Source organism: Streptomyces sp. RB17 (genome assembly GCF_009604455.1).
In the GTDB taxonomy this organism is placed as follows: domain Bacteria; phylum Actinomycetota; class Actinomycetes; order Streptomycetales; family Streptomycetaceae; genus Streptomyces.
The window spans coordinates 815,584-837,973 of record NZ_WEGL01000003.1 but is presented as its reverse complement, the minus strand read 5'-3'; the positions used below and the strand labels follow the sequence as shown (position 1 = coordinate 837,973).

At 72.4% G+C, this 22,390-nt stretch carries 23 protein-coding genes; 12 read left to right on the top strand and 11 right to left on the bottom strand.

Going from position 1 to position 22,390, the window contains the following annotated elements:
- Positions 1-17: 17 nt before the first annotated feature.
- The gene (locus SRB17_RS17650) at positions 18-737 is read left to right on the top strand and encodes a response regulator transcription factor (protein ID WP_323375831.1); all 720 of its coding nucleotides are present in this window, start codon (positions 18-20) and stop codon (positions 735-737) included.
- A complete protein-coding gene (locus SRB17_RS17645; protein ID WP_153539521.1) occupies positions 738-2,147 on the top strand; it encodes a sensor histidine kinase in 1,410 nt (469 codons plus the stop codon).
- 57 nt (positions 2,148-2,204) lie between these two features.
- Here SRB17_RS17645 and SRB17_RS17640 read toward each other — a convergent pair whose 3' ends face one another.
- From SRB17_RS17640 to SRB17_RS17630, 3 genes are all read right to left on the bottom strand, one after another.
- Positions 2,205-4,031 (bottom strand): phosphatidylglycerol lysyltransferase domain-containing protein, encoded by a 1,827-nt coding sequence (locus SRB17_RS17640; protein ID WP_153539520.1) that lies wholly within the window; start codon positions 4,029-4,031, stop codon positions 2,205-2,207.
- Between the two features lie 153 nt (positions 4,032-4,184).
- A complete protein-coding gene (locus SRB17_RS17635) occupies positions 4,185-4,421 on the bottom strand; it encodes a hypothetical protein (RefSeq protein WP_323375779.1) in 237 nt (78 codons plus the stop codon).
- A 160-nt stretch (positions 4,422-4,581) separates the two neighbouring features.
- Positions 4,582-5,205 (bottom strand): CGNR zinc finger domain-containing protein, encoded by a 624-nt coding sequence (locus SRB17_RS17630; protein ID WP_153539516.1) that lies wholly within the window; start codon positions 5,203-5,205, stop codon positions 4,582-4,584.
- 80 nt (positions 5,206-5,285) lie between these two features.
- Between SRB17_RS17630 and SRB17_RS17625 the strand changes: the two genes are divergently transcribed.
- Complete coding sequence (locus tag SRB17_RS17625) at positions 5,286-6,062, top strand: MBL fold metallo-hydrolase (RefSeq protein ID WP_153539514.1); 777 nt, start codon at positions 5,286-5,288, stop codon at positions 6,060-6,062.
- A 142-nt stretch (positions 6,063-6,204) separates the two neighbouring features.
- On the opposite strand, the gene SRB17_RS17620 is transcribed toward SRB17_RS17625, so the two are convergent.
- Complete coding sequence (locus tag SRB17_RS17620) at positions 6,205-7,623, bottom strand: MFS transporter (protein WP_153539512.1); 1,419 nt, start codon at positions 7,621-7,623, stop codon at positions 6,205-6,207.
- A gap of 248 nt (positions 7,624-7,871) precedes the next feature.
- Here SRB17_RS17620 and SRB17_RS17615 point away from each other — a divergent pair, with 248 nt between their 5' ends.
- A complete protein-coding gene (locus SRB17_RS17615; RefSeq protein WP_153539510.1) occupies positions 7,872-8,753 on the top strand; it encodes a helix-turn-helix transcriptional regulator in 882 nt (293 codons plus the stop codon).
- Positions 8,754-8,940: 187 nt separating this feature from the next.
- On the opposite strand, the gene SRB17_RS17610 is transcribed toward SRB17_RS17615, so the two are convergent.
- Positions 8,941-9,840: a LysR family transcriptional regulator gene (locus SRB17_RS17610; protein ID WP_323375777.1), complete on the bottom strand. Its 900-nt coding sequence runs from the start codon at positions 9,838-9,840 to the stop codon at positions 8,941-8,943.
- Positions 9,841-9,918: 78 nt separating this feature from the next.
- On the opposite strand from SRB17_RS17610, the gene SRB17_RS17605 reads away from it, so the two are divergent.
- On the top strand, positions 9,919-10,944 hold the full coding sequence (locus tag SRB17_RS17605) for an EamA family transporter (RefSeq protein ID WP_228396092.1): 1,026 nt from the start codon (positions 9,919-9,921) through the stop codon (positions 10,942-10,944).
- A complete protein-coding gene (locus SRB17_RS17600) occupies positions 10,853-11,464 on the top strand; it encodes an NAD(P)-dependent oxidoreductase (RefSeq protein ID WP_228396125.1) in 612 nt (203 codons plus the stop codon). The genes SRB17_RS17605 and SRB17_RS17600 overlap by 92 nt, the downstream gene beginning before the upstream one ends.
- On the opposite strand, the gene SRB17_RS17595 is transcribed toward SRB17_RS17600, so the two are convergent.
- Positions 11,461-12,648, bottom strand: a complete 1,188-nt coding sequence (locus SRB17_RS17595; protein ID WP_153539508.1) for an SPFH domain-containing protein — start codon at positions 12,646-12,648, stop codon at positions 11,461-11,463. The genes SRB17_RS17600 and SRB17_RS17595 overlap by 4 nt on opposite strands.
- A gap of 11 nt (positions 12,649-12,659) precedes the next feature.
- A complete protein-coding gene (locus SRB17_RS17590) occupies positions 12,660-12,911 on the bottom strand; it encodes a hypothetical protein (protein ID WP_153539506.1) in 252 nt (83 codons plus the stop codon).
- A gap of 119 nt (positions 12,912-13,030) precedes the next feature.
- On the opposite strand from SRB17_RS17590, the gene SRB17_RS17585 reads away from it, so the two are divergent.
- Entirely contained in the window at positions 13,031-13,522 is a 492-nt protein-coding gene (locus SRB17_RS17585) for an NUDIX hydrolase (protein ID WP_153539504.1), read from the top strand.
- 113 nt (positions 13,523-13,635) lie between these two features.
- On the opposite strand, the gene SRB17_RS17580 is transcribed toward SRB17_RS17585, so the two are convergent.
- Both SRB17_RS17580 and SRB17_RS17575 read right to left on the bottom strand, forming a co-directional pair.
- Positions 13,636-13,953, bottom strand: a complete 318-nt coding sequence (locus SRB17_RS17580) for a hypothetical protein (RefSeq protein ID WP_153539502.1) — start codon at positions 13,951-13,953, stop codon at positions 13,636-13,638.
- 24 nt (positions 13,954-13,977) lie between these two features.
- Positions 13,978-14,238 (bottom strand): hypothetical protein, encoded by a 261-nt coding sequence (locus tag SRB17_RS17575; RefSeq protein ID WP_153539500.1) that lies wholly within the window; start codon positions 14,236-14,238, stop codon positions 13,978-13,980.
- A gap of 265 nt (positions 14,239-14,503) precedes the next feature.
- Here SRB17_RS17575 and SRB17_RS17570 point away from each other — a divergent pair, with 265 nt between their 5' ends.
- The gene (locus SRB17_RS17570) at positions 14,504-15,202 is read left to right on the top strand and encodes a hypothetical protein (protein WP_228396091.1); all 699 of its coding nucleotides are present in this window, start codon (positions 14,504-14,506) and stop codon (positions 15,200-15,202) included.
- 33 nt (positions 15,203-15,235) lie between these two features.
- Here SRB17_RS17570 and SRB17_RS17565 read toward each other — a convergent pair whose 3' ends face one another.
- Both SRB17_RS17565 and SRB17_RS17560 read right to left on the bottom strand, forming a co-directional pair.
- Positions 15,236-17,008 (bottom strand): SpoIIE family protein phosphatase, encoded by a 1,773-nt coding sequence (locus SRB17_RS17565; protein WP_153539498.1) that lies wholly within the window; start codon positions 17,006-17,008, stop codon positions 15,236-15,238.
- A 180-nt stretch (positions 17,009-17,188) separates the two neighbouring features.
- Positions 17,189-17,626 carry a hypothetical protein gene (locus SRB17_RS17560; RefSeq protein ID WP_003974483.1) on the bottom strand — a complete coding sequence of 146 codons (438 nt, stop codon included), beginning with the start codon at positions 17,624-17,626 and terminating at the stop codon, positions 17,189-17,191.
- 573 nt (positions 17,627-18,199) lie between these two features.
- Between SRB17_RS17560 and hemL the strand changes: the two genes are divergently transcribed.
- From hemL to SRB17_RS17535, 4 genes are all read left to right on the top strand, one after another.
- Positions 18,200-19,525 (top strand): glutamate-1-semialdehyde 2,1-aminomutase, encoded by a 1,326-nt coding sequence (gene hemL / locus SRB17_RS17550; RefSeq protein WP_153539496.1) that lies wholly within the window; start codon positions 18,200-18,202, stop codon positions 19,523-19,525.
- A gap of 59 nt (positions 19,526-19,584) precedes the next feature.
- Complete coding sequence (locus SRB17_RS17545) at positions 19,585-20,244, top strand: histidine phosphatase family protein (RefSeq protein ID WP_153539934.1); 660 nt, start codon at positions 19,585-19,587, stop codon at positions 20,242-20,244.
- 156 nt (positions 20,245-20,400) lie between these two features.
- A complete protein-coding gene (locus tag SRB17_RS17540; protein WP_153539494.1) occupies positions 20,401-21,684 on the top strand; it encodes a hypothetical protein in 1,284 nt (427 codons plus the stop codon).
- Positions 21,685-21,799: 115 nt separating this feature from the next.
- Complete coding sequence (locus tag SRB17_RS17535; protein ID WP_228396090.1) at positions 21,800-22,390, top strand: TlpA family protein disulfide reductase; 591 nt, start codon at positions 21,800-21,802, stop codon at positions 22,388-22,390.

Here is a 22,390-nt window from a genome sequence, read left to right as displayed (position 1 = left end):
GGTGCGTGCCCCAGACTGTGCTGCTCGCTGAAGACGACCGTGCCATCCGCCACGCCCTGGAGCGTGCCCTGACCCTGGAAGGGTACGAGGTGACGGCGGTGGCCGACGGCGTCGAGGCGCTGGCGCAGGCCCACAAGACGCCGCCGGACGTCCTCGTGCTCGACGTGATGATGCCGGGGATCGACGGCCTCCAGGTGTGCCGCGTGCTGCGCGCCGAGGGCGACCGCACCCCGATCCTCATGCTCACCGCGCTCGTGGAGACCGCCGACCGCATCGCGGGCCTCGACGCCGGCGCCGACGACTACGTGGTCAAGCCGTTCGACGTCGAGGAGGTCTTCGCCCGGCTGCGCGCCCTGCTCCGCCGCACCAGCCCGGTGCCCGTGGGCGGCGGCGCCGCCGGCGGTGAGAACGGCGGCCGGGAGCCCCAGCTCTCCGACCGGCAGGTCGAGGCCGCCGGCATCCGCATGGACCTGCAGGCCCGCCGGGCCTGGCGCGGCAAGCGCGAGCTGGAGCTGACCCGCACCGAGTTCGAGCTGCTGGAGCTGCTCGTGCGCAACGCGGGCATCGTCCTCGACCACTCCACGATCTACGACCGCATCTGGGGGTACGACTTCGGGCCCGGCTCGAAGAACCTCGCCGTCTACGTCGGCTACCTGCGTCGCAAGCTCGACGAGCCCGGCGCCCCGCAGCTGATCCACACCGTGCGGGGCGTGGGTTACGTGCTCCGGGAGGATTAGATGGGCCGGCTGCGGCGGCTGCTGGCGCCCGGCCGGCCCAAGCTGGTCTCCCTGCGCACCACCTTCGCCGTCTCCTTCGCGGCCGTCACCGCCGCCGTCACGATCCTCGTCGGCATCCTGTCGTACGGCAGCGCCGCGCGGCTCGTCCGGGTCGACCAGCAGTCGGTGTTCACGCAGGTCGTGCAGGACGTCCAGGGTGAGGTACGGCAGCACGAGATGGTCCCCGAGGACTTCTCCTCCTCCCGTCCCGGGCACGACCTGGTCCGGCCCGCCCGCACCGATGTGCAGGTGCTGGGCGCGCAGGGCCAGATCGTGGACCACGGCAACCCGAGTCTGCCCGTCACCTCCCGTGACAAGGCGATGGCGCTGGCGACGACGGCCGGGAAGGTCGTCGAGCACAAGGACGTACCGGTGGACGGGGACCTGTTCCGCATCGCCACCGTCTCGCTCGGCGACGGTCGGGGCGCGGTCCAGGTCGCGCAGGAGTTCAGCGACACCGAGGATCTGCTGCGGACGCTGCAGCAGCGGACGCTGATCCTGATGGCGGCGGTCGTGGTGGCGGCCGGTCTGTTCGGCTGGTGGCTGGCCCGCCGGATCACCCGGCGCCTGGTGATGCTCACCTCCGCCGCGGAGGACGTGGCCCGCACCCGCCGGCTGGGCATCGAGGTGCCGGTGGCCGGGCTGGACGAGGTGGGGCGCCTCGGCCGCGCCTTCGACCGCATGCTGGGCCGGCTCGCGCAGTCCGAGGAGGACCAGCGGCGGCTGGTGCAGGACGCGGGACACGAGCTGCGCACCCCGCTGACGTCCCTGCGCACCAACATTTCGCTACTGCGCCGCATCGACGAACTCCCGCCCGCGACGCGTGACGACCTGGTCGCCGACCTCACCCAGGAGGCGCGCGAGCTGACCGACCTGGTCAACGAGCTGGTCGACCTCGCGGCCGGGCAGTCCGACACCGAGCCGCCGCAGCGGGTGGACCTCGCCGACATCGCCGAGGACGTCGTGGGGCTCGCCAAACGCCGTACCGGACGCGAGATCGTGCTGCGCACCAGCGGCGACACGACGACCGACGGGCGGCCCGGGATGCTGCAGCGGGCCATGTCGAACCTGGTGGAGAACGCGGCCAAGTTCGACCGGGACGGGAAGGGGCCCATCGAGCTCAGCATCACCGGGCCGGTGCGGCCGGGGACCGTGCGGGTGGAGGTGCTGGACCGGGGGCCGGGTATCGCCGAGGGCGACCTGATCCGCATCTTCGACCGCTTCTACCGCGCCGCGGACGCGCGCTCCCTGCCGGGGTCCGGGCTGGGTCTGTCCATCGTCCGGGAGGTCGCCATGGCGCACGGGGGAGCGCCGTTCGCCTTCCGGCGGGAGGGGGGCGGCGCGGTGATCGGTTTTACCGTGGGTGGATGAGCGGCGCCGGTACGGCCGTCGCCGGGTGTGGGTCCGTGGGTGGCGGGTCGCTGCGGCTCAGGACTTCCGGCCGCCCATCCCCGGCAGCGTGAGGAAGCCCTCCGCGCGGGCGCTCGCCAGGCCGATCCTCGGGATGTCGCTGCTCTTGGCGAACAACAGGAAACGCGGCTCCCACACCGGGCGGTACTTGGCGTTGGCGCGGTAGAGGGACTCGATCTGCCACCAGCGTGAGAAGAAGGTGAGAGTGGAGCGCCACAGGCGCAGCACCGGGCCCGCGCCCAGGCGGGCGCCGCGCTCGAAGACCGAGCGGAACATCGCGAAGTTCAGCGACACCCGCTTGATGTCCAGTTCCTTTGCGCGCAGCAGGAGCTCCACGACCATGTACTCCATCAGGCCGTTCTCGCAGTCGCGGTCGCGACGCATCAGGTCCAGCGAGAGGCCGTGCTCGCCCCAGGGGACGAAGCTGAGCAGGGCGCGTGGTTCGTCGTTCGCGTCGCGGCACTCCAGCATCACGCAGCGGCCGTCCGCCGGGTCGCCGAGCCGGCCGAGGGCCATGGAGAACCCGCGCTCGGTGGCGCCGTCGCGCCAGCGGTCGGCGCACTCGATCAGCTGGGCCATCTCCTCGGCGGGCATGTCCTCGTGGCGGCGGATGCGGACCGTGTAGCCGGCCCGCTTGACCCGGTTGTGGGCCTGGCGGACCACGCGCATCGCCCGGCCCTCGAGGGTGAAGTCCGCGATGTCCACGATCGCCTCGTCGCCCAGCTCCAGCGCGTCCAGGCCGTGCCGGGCGTAGATCGTGCCGGCTTCCTCGCCGGCGCCCATGACGGCCGGGGTCCAGGCGTGCCGGCGGGCCTCGGTGAGCCAGGCGTCGATGGCGCCGGGCCAGGCCTCGGGGTCGCCGATCGGGTCGCCGGAGGCGAGGGAGACCGCGCCGATCACGCGGTAGGTGACGGCCGCCTTGCCGGTGGGGGAGAAGACGGCGGCCTTGTCGCGGCGCAGCGCGAAGTAGCCGAGGGAGTCCCGGGCGCCGTGCTTCTCCAGCAGGGCCCGCAGCCGGGCCTCGTCCTCCTCGGTGAGCAGCTTCCGGCCGCGCGGGGAGCGGAAGCAGGCGTACAGGACCAGGCAGAAGGCCGCGGCGAGCAGGACGTTGACGACGATGTCGGCCCAGCGGGGCGCGTGCACGGAGTCGACCCGGTCGGCGAGCGGGCCGACGCTGATGCCGCGCAGCAGGGTGTAGGCGAGCTCTTCGCCCCAGGGGGCGTGGGGCAGCTTGTTGGTGGCGTGCACGAGCAGCGTGCCGACACCGCCGGTCACCAGGATCCCGCCGGCGCCGACGGCGAGGGCGAGCTTGGGGTTGGAGGGGTCGCCGACGGCGTTGAACTCACGGCGGCCGACCAGCAGCGCGGCCACGAAGAGGCCGGTGAGGGCGGTGGAGACCCAGTTGAAGGCGTGGTCGCGGAACGGGTGCTGGGTGAGCGCGAGGGCGTACAGCACGAACAGGGGGCCCGCGCACAGCAGGTTGACGACCCAGGCGGCCCGCTTCCCGCGCCGCATCACCAGCGCCAGGAAGATCGCCGCCGCGGCCGAGACCAGGCCCGCGGTGGCCAGGTACGGCGTGAAGAACTGACCGGCGTGGTGCACGTGCGCATGCACGTGGCGGGCGGTGAAGAGCTTGCCGTCGTTGTGTTCCTGCACCTCTTTGCGGAACGGCAGCGACATGACCGCGATGATGTTGAAGACGGCGATCAGCCGCAGGTACCAGACGGTGGCCGAGGCCGCCCGCGCACGCAGGCGGGGGCCGGGCACGGGCAGCTGCGGCGCGCGGCGCGTGCCGCGCTGTGCGGGGACCTGTGGGGAGGGCAGGGTCTGCGCTTGAGCGGGCATGGTGACTGGTCACCTTGAGGGGGAAGGGGGACGGGACGGCCCCGGCCGGGGCCATCCTGACCCTACAGTCTGTAAGGTAGCCCGGTCGGGCGGTGTTCGGGAGAGGAGCGTACCGACAACCGCTCTTACCCGGCCCTTCCCGTGCCGCGCCTCTTACCCGGCGCTTCCCTCGCCGCGCCGGGCCGCCGCCAGGTGCCAGGCCAGGTTGCCGACCGCCGCGCCGGCCGCGACCACGGCGACGATCACCCCGCCGGTCGCGAGGCCGTCGCTGAACAGATGCGGCCGCCGGTCGAGGCTGTGCAGCCCGAACCCGCACAGCTCGTACACGCCGACGGCGGCGACGAGAAGACTGACGGCCAGCAGGATCAGGGTCGGCGCCAGACTGCGCACACAGACCTCCCCGCCGGCTTTCGTTTCCGTGCCCTGCATGGGATCCCCCGATGAACAGACGAATGAACAGCCCTGCGACCGCTGGCGGTTGGGAACCTACAATACGTAGGGTCCGCCGGGGGTGCTGACGACGGCGTGGCGGGTCTCCGGCCGGTTTCGCTCAGTCCTCCTCGGTACGCCCCGTCCGGCGGGCGTAGGCGCGGGCCGCGCGGGCGCGGTCGCCGCAGCGGGTGGAGCACCAGTGGCGGCGGCCGTGGCGGAGCAGGTAACGGTTGCAGGGCGCCGAGCCGCAGGCGGTGAGGCGGTCGGCGTCGGGGCCGGTGAGCAGTTCGGCGGCGTCGGCGGCGAGGGTGGCCAGGGCGTGCTCGACGATCTGGGTGGTGGGGTGGGCCGTCGAACGGTACAGGCCGTGCTCGGGCGACCACTGCAGCAGCAGGGCGGCCGGGACGAGGGTGAGGGCCTCGTTGACGGCGGCGAGGGCGTCGGCGGGGGCGGGGCGGCCCTCGATGCGGGACGCGAGCAGGGGGCGGATCCGCTCGCGCAGGGAGCGCAGTCGGCTCGCGCATGTGTCGCGCAGTTCGGCGTCGGCCGGGGCGAGGCCGCGGTCCACCAGCCAGCGCTGGGCCGCGCCGGGCGTGTCGAGCAGGTCCGCCCGCTGTCCGCCCGGCAGGACCAGCGCGCTGTTGGCCAGGTCGAGGGCGGGGTGTTGGGCGGCGCCGGGCGCGGGCGGCAGGGCCGGCTCCGCGCTCTGTTCGACGGGGGTCACTCGACTCATGGTTCTCATGGTACGGCTTGCCCTCATCCGTGAGAGACCGGTAGCGTCCATCACGGATGACAATCCTTCTATCCGTGAGGTGTACCGCCATGGCTGCTGCCCGCTCCGATGATTCCGGTGAGCTGATTCCCGTTCGCGTCCTCGGCGGCCCCACCGTCCTCATCGAGTACGGCGGACTCCGTTTCCTCACCGACCCCACCTTCGACGACCCCGGCGACTACCCGTCCCCCAGCGGCCGCACCCTCACCAAGACCGCCCCGCCCCGCACGAGTGCCGCCGAGCTCGGCCCGGTGGACGTCGTCCTGCTCTCGCACGACCAGCACGCCGACAACCTCGACCACTCCGGCCGGGCCGTGCTCGCCGCCACCCCGCGCACCCTCACCACCCCGGCGGCGGCCGCCCGGCTCGGCGGCACCACCGAGCCGCTCACCCCCTGGCAGTCCGTCGACCTGCCCCGCCCCGACGGCGGCGCGGTCACCGTGACCGCCGCCCCGGCCCTGCACGGCCCCAAGGGCTCCGAGCCGCTCGTCGGCGAGGTCACCGGCTTCCTGCTGACCTCCACCGACCTGCCCGGCGTCTACGTCAGTGGCGACAACGCCTCCCTGGAACTGGTCCAGGAGATCGCCGACCGGTACGCCCCGGTCGACACCGCCGTCCTCTTCGCCGGCGCACCCCGGATGCCCGTCCTCGACGACGCCCTCCTCGTCCTCGACGGCGAGGGCACGGCCACCGCCGCCCGGCTGCTCGCCGCCCGCCGGGTGGTCCCGGCGCACTGCGACAGCTGGGCCCACTTCACCGAGACCCGCGACGACGTGGTGGCGGCGTTCGAGGAGGCGGGACTGGCGGACCGGCTCCAGCTGGACTGAGCCGGGAGACGCTCAGGGCGCCGGGCCGCACGGCAGTAAGGCCGCCGGAGGAGTCCCGCTCGACGTCGATCCGTCGGGCGTGCGCCGCGGTCTCGGCCATGAGCGGGAACTCCTCGGGCGCCGGCGCGGAGGCGGCCGCCGCTCAGCGCACCCGCCGCCGCAGGAACACCCCTGCGGCCAGGGCACCGAGCAGGACCAGACCCGCGTTCACGGCGATCGCGGTCTTCAGTCCGGCAAGCACACCCGCGGCGCCCGCGCCGGACATGGCGGCCGTGGCGACGGCGCTCATCACCGGCGTGCCCATGGTGATCCCGATCTGCTGGGTCATCGTGGCCAACCCGGTGGCCAGCCCCTGCTCGCCGTCGGCCACACCGGACGTCGCCGTGACCATGAAGCCGACGATCACCAGCATGTTGCCCACACCCCCGGCGAACGTGGCGGCCAGCAGCAGCCAGAGCGAGGAACGGCCGGTGCCGAGGCCGAGCAGGGCCGCCGTGAACACCGCCTGGACGAGCCCGCCGGCGACCAGCGCGGCCGTCGCGCCGGTCCGCCCGATGACCCGCGGGGCGATCGCGCCGCCGACGACCGTGCCGATGCCCAGCACCCCGAACGACAGCCCGGCGGCCAGCGGGGAGAAGCCGAGCACCTCCTGGAGGTAGAGGGTCAGCAGGAACACCAGGGACGTCTCCGTGACGAACGCGATCAGTCCGGCGACATTGCCCCAGGCCACCGTCCGCCTGCCGAGTACACCGAGCGGCACCAGCGGCTCCGGCACCCGGCGTTCGACGGCCCGGAAGACGAGCAGCAGGAGCACCCCGGCGGCCAGCGGCAGCAGGGCCGCGGGCGAGCCCCAGCCGTGTTCGCCGGCCTGGGTGAGACCGAGGACGACGGCCAGCAGACCGAGCGTGACGGTGACGGCGCCCGGCACGTCCAGCCTCGGCCGCGTCTCGGGCCGGGACTCGGCGACGACGGCGGGCGCGACCAGCAGGACGGCGAGGGCGACCGGCACGTTGATGAAGAACGACCACCGCCAGGACAGCAGGTCCGTCAGCAGCCCGCCGAGGATCGCGCCGGTGGTGAAACCGGCCGACATCAGCGCCCCGTTGAGACCGAGCGCCTTCTCCCGCAGCGGGCCCTCGGGGAAGGACGTGGTCAGCAGCGACAGGCCCGCCGGGGTCACCGCGGCCGTGGCCAGGCCCTGGAACACGCGGGCCGCGATCAGCACCTCGGGGCTCTGTGCCAGCCCGCCCGCCAGCGAGGCCGCGCCGAGGACCACCAGCCCGCCGAGGAACAGCCGACGGCGGCCGAACAGGTCCGCGACCCGCCCGGACAGCAGGGTGAACCCGGCCGCGCACAGCGCGAACGAGGTGCCGATCCACTGCAGACGCGCCAGCGGGAAGCCCAGACCCGCGCCGATCACCGGCAGCGCCACGTTCAGGATCGAGAAGTCCACGGCCAGCATGAACTGGGCCGCGAGCAGCACCACCAGCACCAGGCGGAGGCGAGGGGTGAGGACGGTGGGGGCGGCGGTGCCCGCCCGTTGCCCGGCGAGGGTGGACATGACGTGGTCCTTTCTCCGACAGGGGTTGCGGAGAACGAGACTCGCCCGGCCCGGCCGCCCCAGCCAGAACCGTCCGCTGACGGGCCGACGTGAGGGTGGTCATCGCATGACCACCCTCACGGCTCCCGGCCACTCGTCCCGACGGGCATGATGGGGAACGGCCGCACCGCGACCGGCGTCACCGCGCAGCACACCGAAACCGACGCGACCCGCACGACCAGGGCACGCCCGACATCCGGGAGGCACCGATGGACGCCCCGTCCGAGCTGGGGGACTTCCTGAAGTCCCGCCGGGCCGCGCTGCGGCCGGAGGACGTCGGGCTCGCGACCGCGCCGAGCCGTCGCCGGGTGGCCGGGCTGCGCCGCGAGGAGCTGGCCCTGCTCGCCGGGGTCAGCATCACCCACTACACCCGCCTCGAACAGGGACGCGCGGCCGGCGTCTCCGACTCCGTGCTGGAGGCGATCGCCCGCACCCTGCGGCTCAGCGAGGACGAGACCGCCCACCTCAGGGACCTGGCCCGCCCCGCAGGCGCCCGCCGCCCCGCCGCCGTACCCCGCGCGGAACGGGCGACCGCCTCGGCCCGGCAGCTGCTCGCGGCCATGACGGACGTCCCCGCGCTCATCCTGGACCGGCGCGGTGACGTCCTCGCCTGGAACCGGCTCGGCCGTGCCCTGCTCGCCCCGCATCTGTCCTGGGAGGCCCCGGACACCCCCGGCGAGCGCCCCAACCTGATCCGCATGCTGTTCCTGGACGAGCGGTACCGGGACCTGTACGCCGACCGGAAGGAGGAGGCGCTGCTCGCGGTCGCCTCCCTGCGCCTGGTCGCGGGCCGGCACTCCGACGACCGAGCCCTGGCCGAACTGATCGGGCAACTGTCCATCCAGAGCCGCGAGTTCGCCGCGCTCTGGGCCCGGCACCCGGTCCGCACCTGCACCTCGGGCGCCAAGACCCTGCACCATCCGGCGGTCGGCACACTGGAGCTGAGCTTCGAGAACCTGTGCCTGCCCGGCGCCTCGGGGCAGCGTCTCATCGCCTACACGGCCGAGCCCGGCTCCCCGTCCGACGCGGCCCTGCGCCTGCTGGCCGGTGCGGCGCCGGACCCGGTCGGGAGCGCGCCGGTGGCTGTCTGACCCCTGCGGCCCTGCGTCTGCTGGCTGGTGCGGCGCCGGATCCGGTCGGGAGCGCGTCGGTGGCTGTCTGACCCCTGCGGCCCTGCGTCTGCTGGCTGGTGCGGTGCCGGATCCGGTCGGGAGCGCGTCGGTGGCTGTCTGACCCCTGCGGCCCTGCGCCTGCTGGCTGGTGCGGTGCCGGACCCGGTCAGGAGCCCGCCGGCGGGTGTCTGACCCCGAGGACCTCCAGCATCGCGCGGGTCGCCGGGCTCGGATTGAACCGGCTCCACGCCAGGTACTCGAGCCGCCGTGGTCCGTCGACCACCGGGACCAGGGCCAGCCGGGGATCGTCCGCGGCGAGCGGCCGGATGAACGCCGACGGCAGCAGGGCGATGCCGAGCCCGCGCCCGATCAGCCGGGTGATCAGCTCCACGACGCCCGCCTCGTACGCCACGTCACGGGACAGACCCGCGGCGGCGAACGCCCGGTCGGACTGGGCGCGGGCGGGCGTCCCGGCCACGAAGTCCACGAACGTCTCGCCGGCGATCTCCGCCAGCGTGACCCGGGCGGCGCCCGCCAGCCGGTGCCCGGCCGACACCACCAGGACATGCCGGTCGTGATCGAGCACGACGGTCTCCACACCGGCCGGCCGCTCACCCTCCGGCAGGCCCAGGAAGGCGATGTCCAGCTCCCCGGCGCGGATCGCCGCCGCCATCTCGTCACTGCGTCCGGACCGCAGCACGACGCTGACCTCCGGATGCCGGGCACGGTACCGCTGCAGCAGGTCGGGTACGTCGACGGCTGCCGTGGTCACGATCACGCCGACCGCCAGCCGCCCGCGCACCACGCCGGTCGCGGCGGCGGCGTCCGCGACCGCGCGGTCGGCGGCCGCCAGGCATTCGCGCGCGCCCACGAGGAACGCCGCGCCGGCGCCGGTCAGTTCCACCCGGCGGCTGGACCGGGCGAACAGCCGCACCCCCAACTCCCGCTCCAGCGCGGCGATCCGGTGGCTCAGCGCGGACTGCACCACCTGACACCGCTCCGCGGCACGGGTGAAGTTGAGGGTGTCGGCGACGGCGACGACGTACCGCAGCTGCTGAAGGTCCACGGATCAATCGTGCTGGTTCATGGCTGCGATGACAACCATGCTTTGGAATCATGGTGGTGCCCGGCCGACACTTCCCCCATGCACCGGTACAAGGCCCAGGCGGCGACCGTCCTGCTGACCGCGCTCGCCCCCGCGTCCTGGGGCACCACCTATGTGGTCACCACGCGGCTGCTCCCGCCCGGGCACCCCCTGTTCGCGGGCCTGATGCGGGCCCTGCCCGCCGGACTGCTCGCGCTGGCGATCACCCGGGTGCTGCCGCGCGGGGAGTGGTGGTGGAAGACCGTGGTCCTCGGCGTCCTCAACATCGGCCCCATGCCGTTGCTGTTCGTGGCTGCCGAACGCCTGCCCGGCGGAGTGGCCGCCACCCTCGGCGCCGCCCAGCCGCTGCTGGTCGCCGGCCTCGGCCTCGCGCTGCTGCACGACCGGCCCACGGCCTGGCGGCTGACCTGGGGCGTGCTCGGCGTGCTCGGCGTCGGGCTCGTCGTGCTCGGACCACAGGCCCGGCTGGACGCCGTCGGCGTGCTCGCCGGCCTCGGCCACACGGCCACCATGGCCGCGGGGGTCGTCCTCACCAAGCGCTGGGGCCGGCCTGCGGGCGTCGGCCCGCTCACCCTGGCCGGCTGGCAACTGACCGTCGGCGGGCTGCTGTTGCTCCCTCTCACCCTCGCGGTCGAGGGGGTGCCGCAGCGGATCGACGCGGGCGCCGCCGGCGGCTATCTGTGGCTCGGCAGCATGGGCGGACTGATCGCGTACACGCTGTGGTTCCGCGGGATCGGCGGGCTGCCGGTCGCCGCGTCCGCGCCGCTGGTGCTGCTGTCACCGCTGGTCGCGACCGCCATTGGCATCGCGCAGGGCGAATCGCTGAGCCTGCCGCAGGCGCTGGGCTTCGCCCTGGCGCTGATCGCGCTGGTGGCCGCGCAACTCGGCCCGGCGGCACGGAAGAAGACCGAGACGAAGGAGGAGTTCCGCAATGCCGAAGGGCATGACGATCGCCGTCCTCGGAGCCACCGGGATGGTCGGCGGCCGAGTGGTCGGCGAGGCGAGGAGGCGCGGACACCGCGTGCTGGCGCTGTCCCGGAAGCCGCCGGCGAGCGACGACCCTGAGGTGACGCCGGTCGCGGTGGACGCGACCGACCCGTACGCCGTACAGCGGGCACTGACCGGCTCCGACGCCGTCGTACTGGCCGTGCGGACGTCCCCCGCCGACCAGGAGTTCCTGGTCGGCGCCACCCGCGCGGTGCTGGACGCCGCCGCCCGGCCCGGCACCCGTGTTCTCGTGATCGGCGGCGCGGGCGCCCTGAGCAGCCCCGGCGACCGGGACCTGCCGGTCGCCGAGAACCCCGCGTACGTGCCCGACGCGTACCGCGCCGTGGCGCGCGCAGGCGTCGCCCAACTGCACACCTGCCAGGCCCACACCGGCGCCGACTGGGTCTACCTGAGCCCGCCGGCCGTACTGGAACCCGGCGAACGCACCGGCCGCTACCGGCGCGGCACCGACACCCTGCTCCTCGGCGCCGACGGGGAGTCCCGCGTCAGCGCCGAGGACCTGGCGGTGGCGGTGCTGGACGAGCTGGAGCGTCCGGGGCCGGACCGCCACATCACGGTCGTGGCGGCAGACCGCTAGTCCATGTCCACGGGACCGTCGTCCGACTTCCGCTCCTTGCCGGAGTGCAGCTGCAGCAGGCCGTTGACGTCGCCCCTGGTGCCCTGGCCGCCCTGGCCGTCCTTGTCCTGGCCCAGGCCCTGCCGGACCGAGTCGAGGATCGTCAGACCCTGGGACACCAGGCCGGCGGCGATCTCGCCGAGGCCGTCGGCGCCGTTCAGGACGTTGACGTTGGCGCCGGCCAGGCCGCCGGCGGCCTCCTTCACGATCTGCGGGAGCTGGTCGATCAGCATCCGGTCGAGCGCGACCCGGTCGTAGGAGGCCGCGGCCTCCGCCTGGATCTTCATGCGCTGGGCCTCGGCGGCGGCGAGGATCCTGACCCGCTCGGCCTCGGCCTCGGCGGGCCTCACGACCTCGGCCACCAGCTGCTGCTGGCGCAGCTTGGCCTGGCGTTCGGCCAGCTCGGTCTGGGCGGCGAGCACCTCCTGCTGGGCGTGGGCCTGCGCCAGCGGTCCGGCCTGCGCGGCCTGCGCCTGGGCGCGGTCCACCTCGGCCGAGTACTCGGCCTTGACGATGGCGGTCTGCCGGGCGTACTCGGCCTGCTTACGGGCCGCCTCCTGCTCCTTCTCGACCGCGGCCTGGGTGGCCTGGGCCTGGGCGATCTGGGCCTGCCGCTGGATCGCCGCCTTGTGCGGAGCGGACATCGCGGCGATGTAGCCCGTGTCGCCGTCGTCGATCGACTGGATCTGCAGCGAGTCCACGATCAGGCCGATCTTGGCCATCTCCACCTTGGAGGTGTCCAGCACCTCGGCGGCGAGCTTCTGCCGCTCGGTGACGATCTCCTCGACCGTCATCGAGCCGATGATGGCCCGCAGGTGGCCGGCGAAGATCCGGCCGGTGAGCACGGACATCTGCTCCTGGTCGGAGAGGAAGCGCTGACCGGCGTTGATGATGCTCTCGTGGTCGTTGCCGACCTTGAACGCGATGACCGCGCGGACGTGCAGCGAGATGCCCTGCTTGGTCACGCAGGTCTCGGTGACCTCGGCCTCACACATCGACAGGGTGAGGAAGCGGACCTTGCGAAAGACCGGAAGCACGAATTTCCCGTGGCCGGTGACCACGCGGAACGGAGCGCCCCCCAGCCCCCGCCGGCCCCCCGAGATCAACATCGCCTCGTCGGGAGCGGGAACGCGGTATCCGAACATGCCTGTACTCCTCAGCTTGCGCCGGCGGCGTCTGCGCCGAGCGCGTCCAATGGATCCACCCACTCGATGACGCCGACCTCGCGGCATCCCCGTGATTCGATCACGAGGACCGTAGCGCCCGCGGGCAGGGGATCCTCGGACCACGCCAGGAACGTCTCGGAGCCGCCTCTGACCCGCACCAGGACCTCACCGGGCCCCGCGGATCCCCGCGTTCCGATGAGCACCTTGCCCATGCAGCCGACCACGGCCTCGTCCTGCGGCATCACCGGCCGTCCTCCTCGTTCTGACCTGAGAATTCCGACGATAGACCGGCCGGGGCCGGTTCCCAACGGGTGGGAGACAACGGTGTTCCGGTCCCGTCTCCCCGGCGACACTGGGCGTCATGCCGTACACCCCGCCGCTCTGGCCGGTCTCCGTGAAAGGCGTCGCTTTCGACGCGCGCGATCGCGTGCTGCTGCTGCGCAACGAGCGCGACGAGTGGGAGCTGCCCGGAGGCCGCCTGGAGATCGGCACCGGTGACGCTGCGCAACCGCCGGACACCGACCCCGAGGCGGCCCTGGAGCGCGAGATCCGGGAGGAGACCGGCTGGGAGGTCGTCACCGGTCCGCTCATCGACGGCGGCGTGTGGATCCACGAACCGATCCCGGGGCGCCGCGTACTGATCGTGACCTACGGCTGCACGGTCCTGACCCCGCAACGGCGGCCGGCCGTCAGCCACGAGCACCGGGAGGCGGGCCTGTTCACCGCGCAGGAAGTGCCGCACCTGACCATGCCGGACGGCTACAGGCGGTCCGTCGCCGCCTGGTACGCCGTGCGGCTCCCCGGCGGATCCCGGCTCAGGGCCGGACCAGGCAGTACGGGGCAGTACGGCTGATGCGGTGACCCGTACCGTCCTGTCCGAGTCCGGCTGCAACGAGCCGATGAGCGAGGGAAGTTCGTGTTCCGGCACGTCGCAGCGCGGCCGTGCCGCTGGTCGAGCGGAAGCGGTCAGTCTTCCGACGGTGCCTCCTGTGCTTTCGCCCGGCCCTGCTGTTCCTCCTCCTCTTCCTCCTCCTGCTCCTCCATCATGCGAATGCCCCCGTGCGTCAGCGAGACGGCGGCGGGGGTGCGGTGCGAGGTCCATTCCACGTTGATCAGGCCCTCGTCGGCCAGGTATTCGCAGGCGGCGGAGAGATCCTCGTCGGGCAGGCCCAGCGCGGCACGGAGCGTCGATCCGCTGACCTCGGGACGGTTGTGCTCGACGGCCTCGTACAGGGATCGCAGGACCGCCTTCCGGTTGTTCTTGCGTTCGCGGAGTTTCGTCATGCTGTCGTTCCTCACGGACCCGGGTCACACCTCGTCGACATGTGCCTGTGCCTGCTCTTTCGAGGTGCTGGCCGCGAGCCAGGACTGTGCGGGTTCCGCGGCGCGCGCGGTGTCGAGGGTGAGATGGAGCCGGGTGCCTTCTCCGCCGCCGGCGGGGTAGCTGCGCTGCTCGGTCGAGGCGAAACAGCGGCGGAGGACTTCGGCGACGCGACGGGCGACCTCCGGGGTCGCGGCGACGATGCGGACCTCGGCGTGGTCCTCGGAGGGCAAGGGCTTGTGCTCCATACGGACCTCCTGGCAGGCGACGGGTACGCACCACGAGTGCGGTCGCTGTCCGAGACGCCGAGCGACGGTGGCGGGGCAGCGACGTGTTTCCACGGCGCCCCTCTTCTGAAGGGTATGCCGGGTGAGCGCGGCCGTGCCTGCTGCCGGCCGGGAGTACCGTGGAGACACCGAGGGCATGCCGCGCACCGGCTCCGACACCGGTGCCGCTCTCGGGGATCGACGACACCGGGGCGGCCATCGTCGCACCGGGGGCAGGGTCTGCCCCATGACCGCGCACATGCTCCTCCCGACGATTCCGGCGGCCCCGACGACCTCGGACCTCCCCGCGTCCCGGCCCGCACCGAGCATGCGGCGCAGGCGCACTCCGGGCCGGCCGAAGCGGGAGCAGGGATCCTCGCCGTACGAGGGCGAACGCATCCACCCACTGACACGCGGTCAGGTGGGTGACCGCCTGCAGGAGCTGGGCGACCTGTACGCGGAGGTCTCCGGTGGCGGCCCATGGGCGTGGAACCAGGCGCGTGCCGCCTTTCTGCGGCATCTCTCCGCCGACGCACGACGGCCGGGGTTCTCGCTGCTGATCGCCGAGAGCACCGCCCTGACCGGATGCGCCTACGGCTTTCGCGCGGGCGGCGCGGGCCCCTGGTGGGCGGGCTTCGACGGGCACGTCCGGGGGAGCCTGCTCCGCCGCGTCGCCCCCGGGCGGCTCTTCGTCGTCGCCGGGATCGTCGTCCCGTCCCGTGTGCGCCGGGAGTACCAGGACCGTGCGTGGAACCTCGCGCGGCGCCTGCAGCGTCGGCTGCTCGCCGACGACGGCGCCGCGCTCGGTGTCACGCTGGCGGACTCGCGGGACGACGGGGCCGTTGAAACCTTGTGGTCCTGGGGGTGGCGGAGCGCCGGAGACGACACTCTCACGGCCTTGCCGCCCTGCCCGTTCCGCGTTCTGGTGCTGGCTCCGGGGACGTGAGCACTGCCGTCGTCCATCACGCCTCGGCCCAGGTCAGGGCATGGGCAGGCGCAGGGCGAGGAGGGCGATGTCGTCCGTGCTGCCCGGGGGCATCCGGGCGGACAGCTGGTCGCAGAGGGTGTCCAGGGGTTCGTGCGCGAGGGCGAGGGCGTGGCGGCGCAGTCGGCCGAGCCCGGTGTCCAGGTCGCTGCCGGGAACCTCGATCAGGCCGTCGGTGTAGAGCAGGAGCGTGGACCCCGGCGCCAGGGCGTGGGCGGCGCTCGGCCGGTGAATGCCGCTCACGTGGGTTCCGAGGATCAGTCCCTGACCGGCTTCGAGGTACTGCGCGTTTCCGTCGGGGGTCAGCAGAAGGGGCGGCGGGTGCCCGGCACTGGTCCAGTGCAGCGTGCAGGGGCCGGTGTCCGGACCGTCCACCCGGGCGAGGACGAGGGTGGCCATCGGCACGCTCGTGATGGCGTGCATGGCATCGTCGAGCCGGTCCACGACGGCACCCGTCGGCCCGGTGTGGTCCCAGGCGAGGGAGCGCAGGATGCCGTGCAACTGCGCCATGCCGGCCGCGGCGGTCAGATCGTGGCCCACGACGTCGCCGATGACCAGGGCGAGCGTGCCGTCCCGCAAGGTGAACGCGTCGTACCAGTCCCCACCGACCTGCGAGCCGGCCGGAGCGGGCTGGTACCGGGCGGCCAGCTGGATGCGGCCGTGCTCGGGCAGCGGGGGAAGGAGGTTGCGCTGCATGGCCTCGGCGACCTCGCGCTGCCGGCCGAACCGGCGGGCGTTGTCGATGACCGGGCCGACCCGGCGGCCGATGTCGCTCGCCACGTCCAGATCGCCGGTGTCGAAGGGCCGTGCCGGGTCGCTGCGCACCAGTGTCAGGGCTCCGGTGACCTCCCGTCTGGCGCTCAGCGGCACCGTGATGACCGAGGTCGCGCCGGTCGCTTCGAGGAAGGCGTGGTGGACGGCGGCCAACGGGGAGTCGGGCGGTTCCTTCATGTCCGAACGGTCCTGCAGGACGGGACCGCCTCCGTTCAGCACCTGGACCAGGGGCGAGCGGGCCGCCTCCCCGGCCGGCGACGGAAGGTGGCCGCGCCAGTCCTCCTGCCCGGCGTCGCGGCCCTCCGTGCCGGTCACGGCCACCCGGTGTACCTGACGGGAGCCGACCAGCAGGTCCACCGCCGCGCAGTCGGCGAATCGGGGAACCAGGAGCCGGCTCAACCGGGCGAGTGCCTCGTCCACCTCCAGGGTCTGACCGAGCACCTCGGTGATCTCCGCGACGAGCGTCAACCGCTCGGCGAGGCTCTCCAGAGCGGTCGTACGAGCGGCTCGTTCCGCCTGTTCGGCAGGTTCCTCCGCCGGCCCGGCACGTTCCGCGCGTTCCCTGTGGGCGCGGCGGTCCGCAGCGGTCTCGACGATGAGCACGACCATGCCCAGGGGGACATCGTCCCGCGTCAGAGGAGTGGCCGACCAGGAGATCGGGATCAGCCGTCCGTCGCCCCGCAGGTACCTGTCGTCGTCCCCGCGCGCCGGACGCCCCTCGGCCAGTGCCTGCAGCAGTGGGCAGTGCTCGCGTGGGATCCGGGCGCCTCCCGGATCCCGGTGGCACAGGTCGTGCAGGTCCTGCCCGTACATCGCCGCTGCCGCGCGGCCCAGCAGTCGCTCGGCGGCGGGGTTGACCGCGACGATCCGCCCTGCCGGGTCGGCCACGATCACGGCCGTGCCCAGCTGCTCGACGACCCGCTGCCACAGTCCCGGTTCCGCCGCCGACAGCCGCCACTCGTGGTCTCCGCCGGGCCTCACGTCCTCCACCATGCCGCTCTCCCCCTCACGCCGCACCCCACCACCGGGGCCTCGGCCCCCGGGGCCGTCCGGGATGGTCCCCGCGGGAGAAACCCCTATGCCCTCAATGTGCCCTGGCGGCCTGACGGCCCTCCTGCGCACATGACGAGGGCGGGGTCCGAAAACCCCGCCTATACACCGTGAAACCCCAGCTCAGGGCCAAACAAGGCAATACGGCTGATGCCCCGCCTCATGCAGCCGATGCGAGAAGTCCTGCCACTCGTGCAGCAACTGGTACACATTGAACGCGTCCCGCGGCCCGCCCCGGTCCGGCACCGTCGACCAGATGAAGGCCGCCGCGCCGACCGCTTCCTCGCCGATGCCGCGCAGGGGGTCGACGACGGTCATGGGGAGCTTGACGACCGCGTAGTCGGGGTGGAGGACGACGAGTTCCAGGGGTGGGACCTTGTGCAGGGGGACGCCCTCGATGCCGGTCAGCACCATGGCCGCCATGGTCTCCGGCTTGATCTTGGTGAACATGCCGTTCATGCCCAGCTCGTCGCCACCGAGTTCCTCGGGGCGCATGGAGATGGGCACGCGGGCCGCGGTCGCGCCGTCCGGCGCGCCGAAGTATTTGTACGTCACCCCCACCCGACCACCATTTCTGCTCCCCGCCCTCAGGCGGTCGGCCCGGTGGTCGAGCCGGCGGTCGACGGGCCGCTCCAGCTGGCGGTCCAGCTGCCGGTCCGTCTGCCGGTCGTACCTCTCGGGCTCACCCGGTACACCCTGTGTCTGACGTGCGTCACTCTGCCGTGCTTCGGTCGCTTCCTCCGCGTCGCGCCGGTGCCTTCCCCGCCGGGCACGCCGAGGACCCAGGTCATCAGTCCCCTCGCCCAGTCCGCCACCGCGATGCATATCTCCACCCGACTGCTTTTCTAGGACGCGTGGCCCCCGCCGCGCAACCCGATCATCGTGTCAGTGACCTCCCCCACGGCCGCCCGCCGAAACGTGCGGGTGAACAACAGTCCACGGGTTCTTCCCGGCCCCTGAGTATCTTCCGATCATTACGTGCGTAAGAGCTGTGTGTATCACGTCTCAGTCTCGCAGATGGCACGCGCGCGACGCTGCGGACCGGAGGTCGGCCGCGGTACGGCCGGGCCGCGGCCTACCCTGAGGAGGTCACCCAAGCAACCGGAGTCCGAGAAGTCGGAGAAGTCGCACGTCATGAGCGCCCAGAGCGAAACGCCCTATCCCTACGATGCGCCCGCCTCCCAGGCGCTCTTCGACCGCGCCTCCGCCGTCACCCCGGGCGGTGTGAACTCCCCGGTGCGCGCCTTCCGCGCCGTCGGCGGCACCCCCCGCTTCATGGTGTCCGGCCGCGGCCCCTACCTGACGGATGCGGACGGCCGGGAGTACGTCGACCTCGTCTGCTCCTGGGGGCCGATGATCCTCGGGCACGCGCACCCCGAGGTCATCGCCGCCGTCCAGGAGGCCGTCGCCCGCGGTACGTCCTTCGGCACGCCCGGTGCGGGCGAGGTCGCGCTCGCCGAGGAGATCGTCGCCCGGGTCGAGCCGGTGGAGCAGGTCCGGCTGGTCAGCAGCGGGACCGAGGCGACCATGAGCGCCATTCGGCTCGCCCGCGGGTTCACCGGGCGGTCCAAGGTGATCAAGTTCGCCGGCTGCTACCACGGGCATGTGGATGCGCTGCTGGCTGCCGCCGGGTCGGGGGTCGCCACGTTCGCGCTGCCCGACACCCCCGGTGTCACCGGTGCCCAGGCCGGCGACACGATCGTGCTGCCGTACAACGACCTGGAGGCCGTGCAGGAGGCCTTCCACCGGCACCCCGGCGAGATCGCGTGCGTGATCACCGAGGCCTCCCCCGGCAACATGGGCGTCGTGCCGCCGGACCCCGGGTTCAACCAGGGGCTCAGGGACGCCTGCCACAAGAACGGCGCGCTCTACATCTCCGACGAGGTGATGACCGGGTTCCGGACCAGCCGCGCCGGGTGGTACGGGGTCGACGGGGTCAAGCCCGACCTCATGACCTTCGGGAAGGTCATGGGTGGCGGCTTCCCGGCCGCCGCCTTCGGTGGGCGCGCCGATGTGATGGCGCACCTCGCGCCCGCGGGGCCCGTCTACCAGGCCGGCACCCTCTCCGGCAACCCCGTCGCCACCGCCGCCGGGCTCGCCCAGCTGCGGCTGCTCGACGACGCCGCGTACGACACGGTGAACGCGGTGTCCGCGCAGATCCAGGGCCTGGTCGGTGAGGCGCTGAGCAAGGAGGGCGTCGCGCACCGGGTGCAGACCGCCTCCAACATGTTCTCGGTGTTCTTCACCGACCGGCAGGTCCGGGACTACGACGACGCCAGACGCCAGGAGTCGTTCCGCTTCACCGCGTTCTTCCACTCGCTGCTGTCGAACGGCGTCTACCTGCCGCCGTCGTCCTTCGAGTCCTGGTTCGTGTCCACGGCCCACGACGAGCGGGCCGTCCAGAAGATCGCCGACGCCCTTCCGGCGGCGGCCCGGGCGGCTGCGGAGGCCACCGCGTGAGCACCAGCATCGGCAACAGCGACGGCAGCAGGGACAAGGACGTCACGGTCGTCCATCTCATGCGGCACGGCGAGGTCGAGAACCCGACCGGGATCCTGTACGGGCGGCTGCCCGGCTACCACCTGTCCGAGCTGGGGCGGCGGATGGCCGACCGGGTCGCCGAGCACCTCGCCCCGCGGGACGTGACGTACGTCTGCGCCTCACCGCTGGAGCGGGCGCAGGAGACGGCCGGCCCGATCGCCAAGGCGCACGGTCTCGACCTCGACACCGACGAGCGGCTCATCGAGGCCGACAACGTCTTCCAGGGCAAGACCTTCGGCGTCGGCGACGGCGCGCTGCAGCGCCCCGGCAACTGGAAGCATCTGGTCAACCCGTTCCGGCCGTCCTGGGGTGAACCGTACGTCGACCAGGTCGTGCGGATGACGGCCGCGCTGAACGCGGCGAAGGACCAGGCGCGCGGCCATGAGGCGGTGCTGGTCAGCCATCAGCTGCCGATCTGGATCGTGCGGTCGTACGTCGAGCGGCGGCGGCTGTGGCACGATCCGCGCAAGCGGCAGTGCACGCTGGCCTCCCTGACGTCCTTCACCTACCTCGGCGACAAGATCGTGTCGGTCGGCTACAGCGAGCCCGCCATCGATCTGGTCCCGGCCCATCTGCGGGCCGGTGCCAAGCCGCAGAAGGGCAAGGGGGCCGCCCAGGGGAAGGCCTTCGGGGCCTGAGCAGGCCCGGGCGCCGTTTTCTGACGGTCCGTTTGGTGTTGCTTAGGTTGCCTTTGCCGCAACTATTGCGAAAAACATAAGAATTATCGGAACCTCTCCGATCGTCGTGTCCTCTCAGTGGGTGACCACCAACAGGCGCGATGATCGGGGAACTCCATGCGCACCGTCTCCCGGACCTTCTCCCGCCGGGGAATACTCGGCCTCGGCGCGGGTGCCGCGGCCGCCGCCACCCTCGCCGGTTGCGGGAGCCACACGTCGTCGGACGGCACCGGGGCCTCGGACGGTTCCGGCGGCGGAAAAAGCGGCGGAAAGAGCGGCGGCAAGGGCGGCGACGCGAGCGGCGCGCCACAGGGCCGCCTCATCGGCGACGGCTCCACGTCCTTCACCGGCAAGCAGCCGCACCAGCCGGTCAAGCCCGAGCCGCTGGAGCCCGGCCAGACCCCGCCGCAGTTCGTGGTCTTCTCCTGGGACGGGGCCGGCGAGGTCGGCAACGGACTCTTCCCGCGCTTCCTGGACCTCGCCAAGGAGCACGGTGCCTCCATGACCTTCTTCCTCTCGGGGCTGTATCTGCTGCCCGAGTCGAAGAAGCGCCTGTACGCCCCGCCGAACAACAGGATCGGCGCCTCCGACATCGGCTACCTCAACGACGAGCACGTCAAGGCCACCCTGACCAATGTCCGCAGGGCCTGGCTCGAGGGTCACGAGATCGGCACCCACTTCAACGGCCACTTCTGCGGCGAGGCCCGCACCTCGGTCAAGTGGTGGACGCCCCAGCAGTGGCACAGCGAGATCGAGCAGGCCAAGTCCTTCGTGAAGAACTGGAAGACCAACACCGGCTGGCACGATCTGCCCGCGCTGCCCTTCGACTACGACAAGGAACTCGTCGGCGGCCGTACGCCCTGTCTGCTCGGTCAGGACAACCTGCTGCCCACCGCCCGTGAACTGGGCTGGCGCTACGACGCCTCCTCGCCCGGCGGCCTGCAGATGTGGCCGGTGAAGAGGCACGGGCTGTGGGACCTGCCGCTCCAGGAGGTCCCCTTCCCCGGCCGCAAGTTCCAGGTCCTGTCGATGGACTACAACATGATGTACAACCAGTCGCAGAACTCGACCAAGGCGCCGGCCTACAACTACCCGGCCTGGCGTGAGCAGTCGGCCGGGGCGTACATCGCCGGCTTCAAGCGGGCATACGAGACAAACCGGGCGCCGTTCTTCATAGGCAACCACTTCGAGCACTGGAACGGCGGCATCTACATGGACTCCGTCGAGCAGGCCTTCAAGCACATCGCCCGCGAGAAGGAGAAGGGCGCCGACGTCCGGCTGGTCTCCTTCCGGCAGTTCGTCGACTGGATCGACGTACAGAAGCCCGAGATCCTCGCCAAGCTGCGCACGCTGGCCCCGGGTCAGACGCCGGCCGGTGGCTGGAAGACCTTCCTGGCCTAGCCTCTCGGCGGCGCCCCTGTCGGAAATGTCCCGTGTAAATACGCCCTGAAATGCGGTTTTCCGCCCGGCAGGGGGGCGCCACAGATCGCCGGAACGGACATGCGAAACTTTTCACATGAGTACCCGTAGCCGCGCCCTCCTGCTCAGCGCCATGGCCGCCGCAGCGGCCCTGACCCTGTCCGCGTGCGGCAAGGGCGGCACCTCCGGCGGCGGTGGCAACACCAACTTCGTCACCGGCCACAACGGCATCGCCACCGTCGCGGCGGGCAAGCGCGCGAGCGCCCCGGACCTGTCCGGCAGGACCATCGACGGCAAGACCCTGGACGTCGCCGACTACAAGGGCCAGGTCGTCGTCATCAACGTCTGGGGCTCGTGGTGCGGGCCGTGCCGCGAAGAGGCGCAGTACTTCTCCAAGGTGTCGAAGCAGTACCAGGGCAAGGGCGTGCAGTTCGTCGGCATCAACACCCGGGACACCAGCACCACTCCCGCCGTCGCCTTCGAGAAGGAGCACGGGATCAGCTACCCGAGCCTGTACGACCCCACGGGCAAGCTGATGCTCCGCTTCCAGAAGGGCACCCTCAACCCGCAGCTGATCCCCTCCACGCTCGTCATCGACAAGCACGGGAAGGTCGCCGCGCGGGCCCTGGAGGCGCTCGACGACACCGCCCTGCTGAAGATGCTCAAGCCGGTCCTCGCGGAGAAGTGA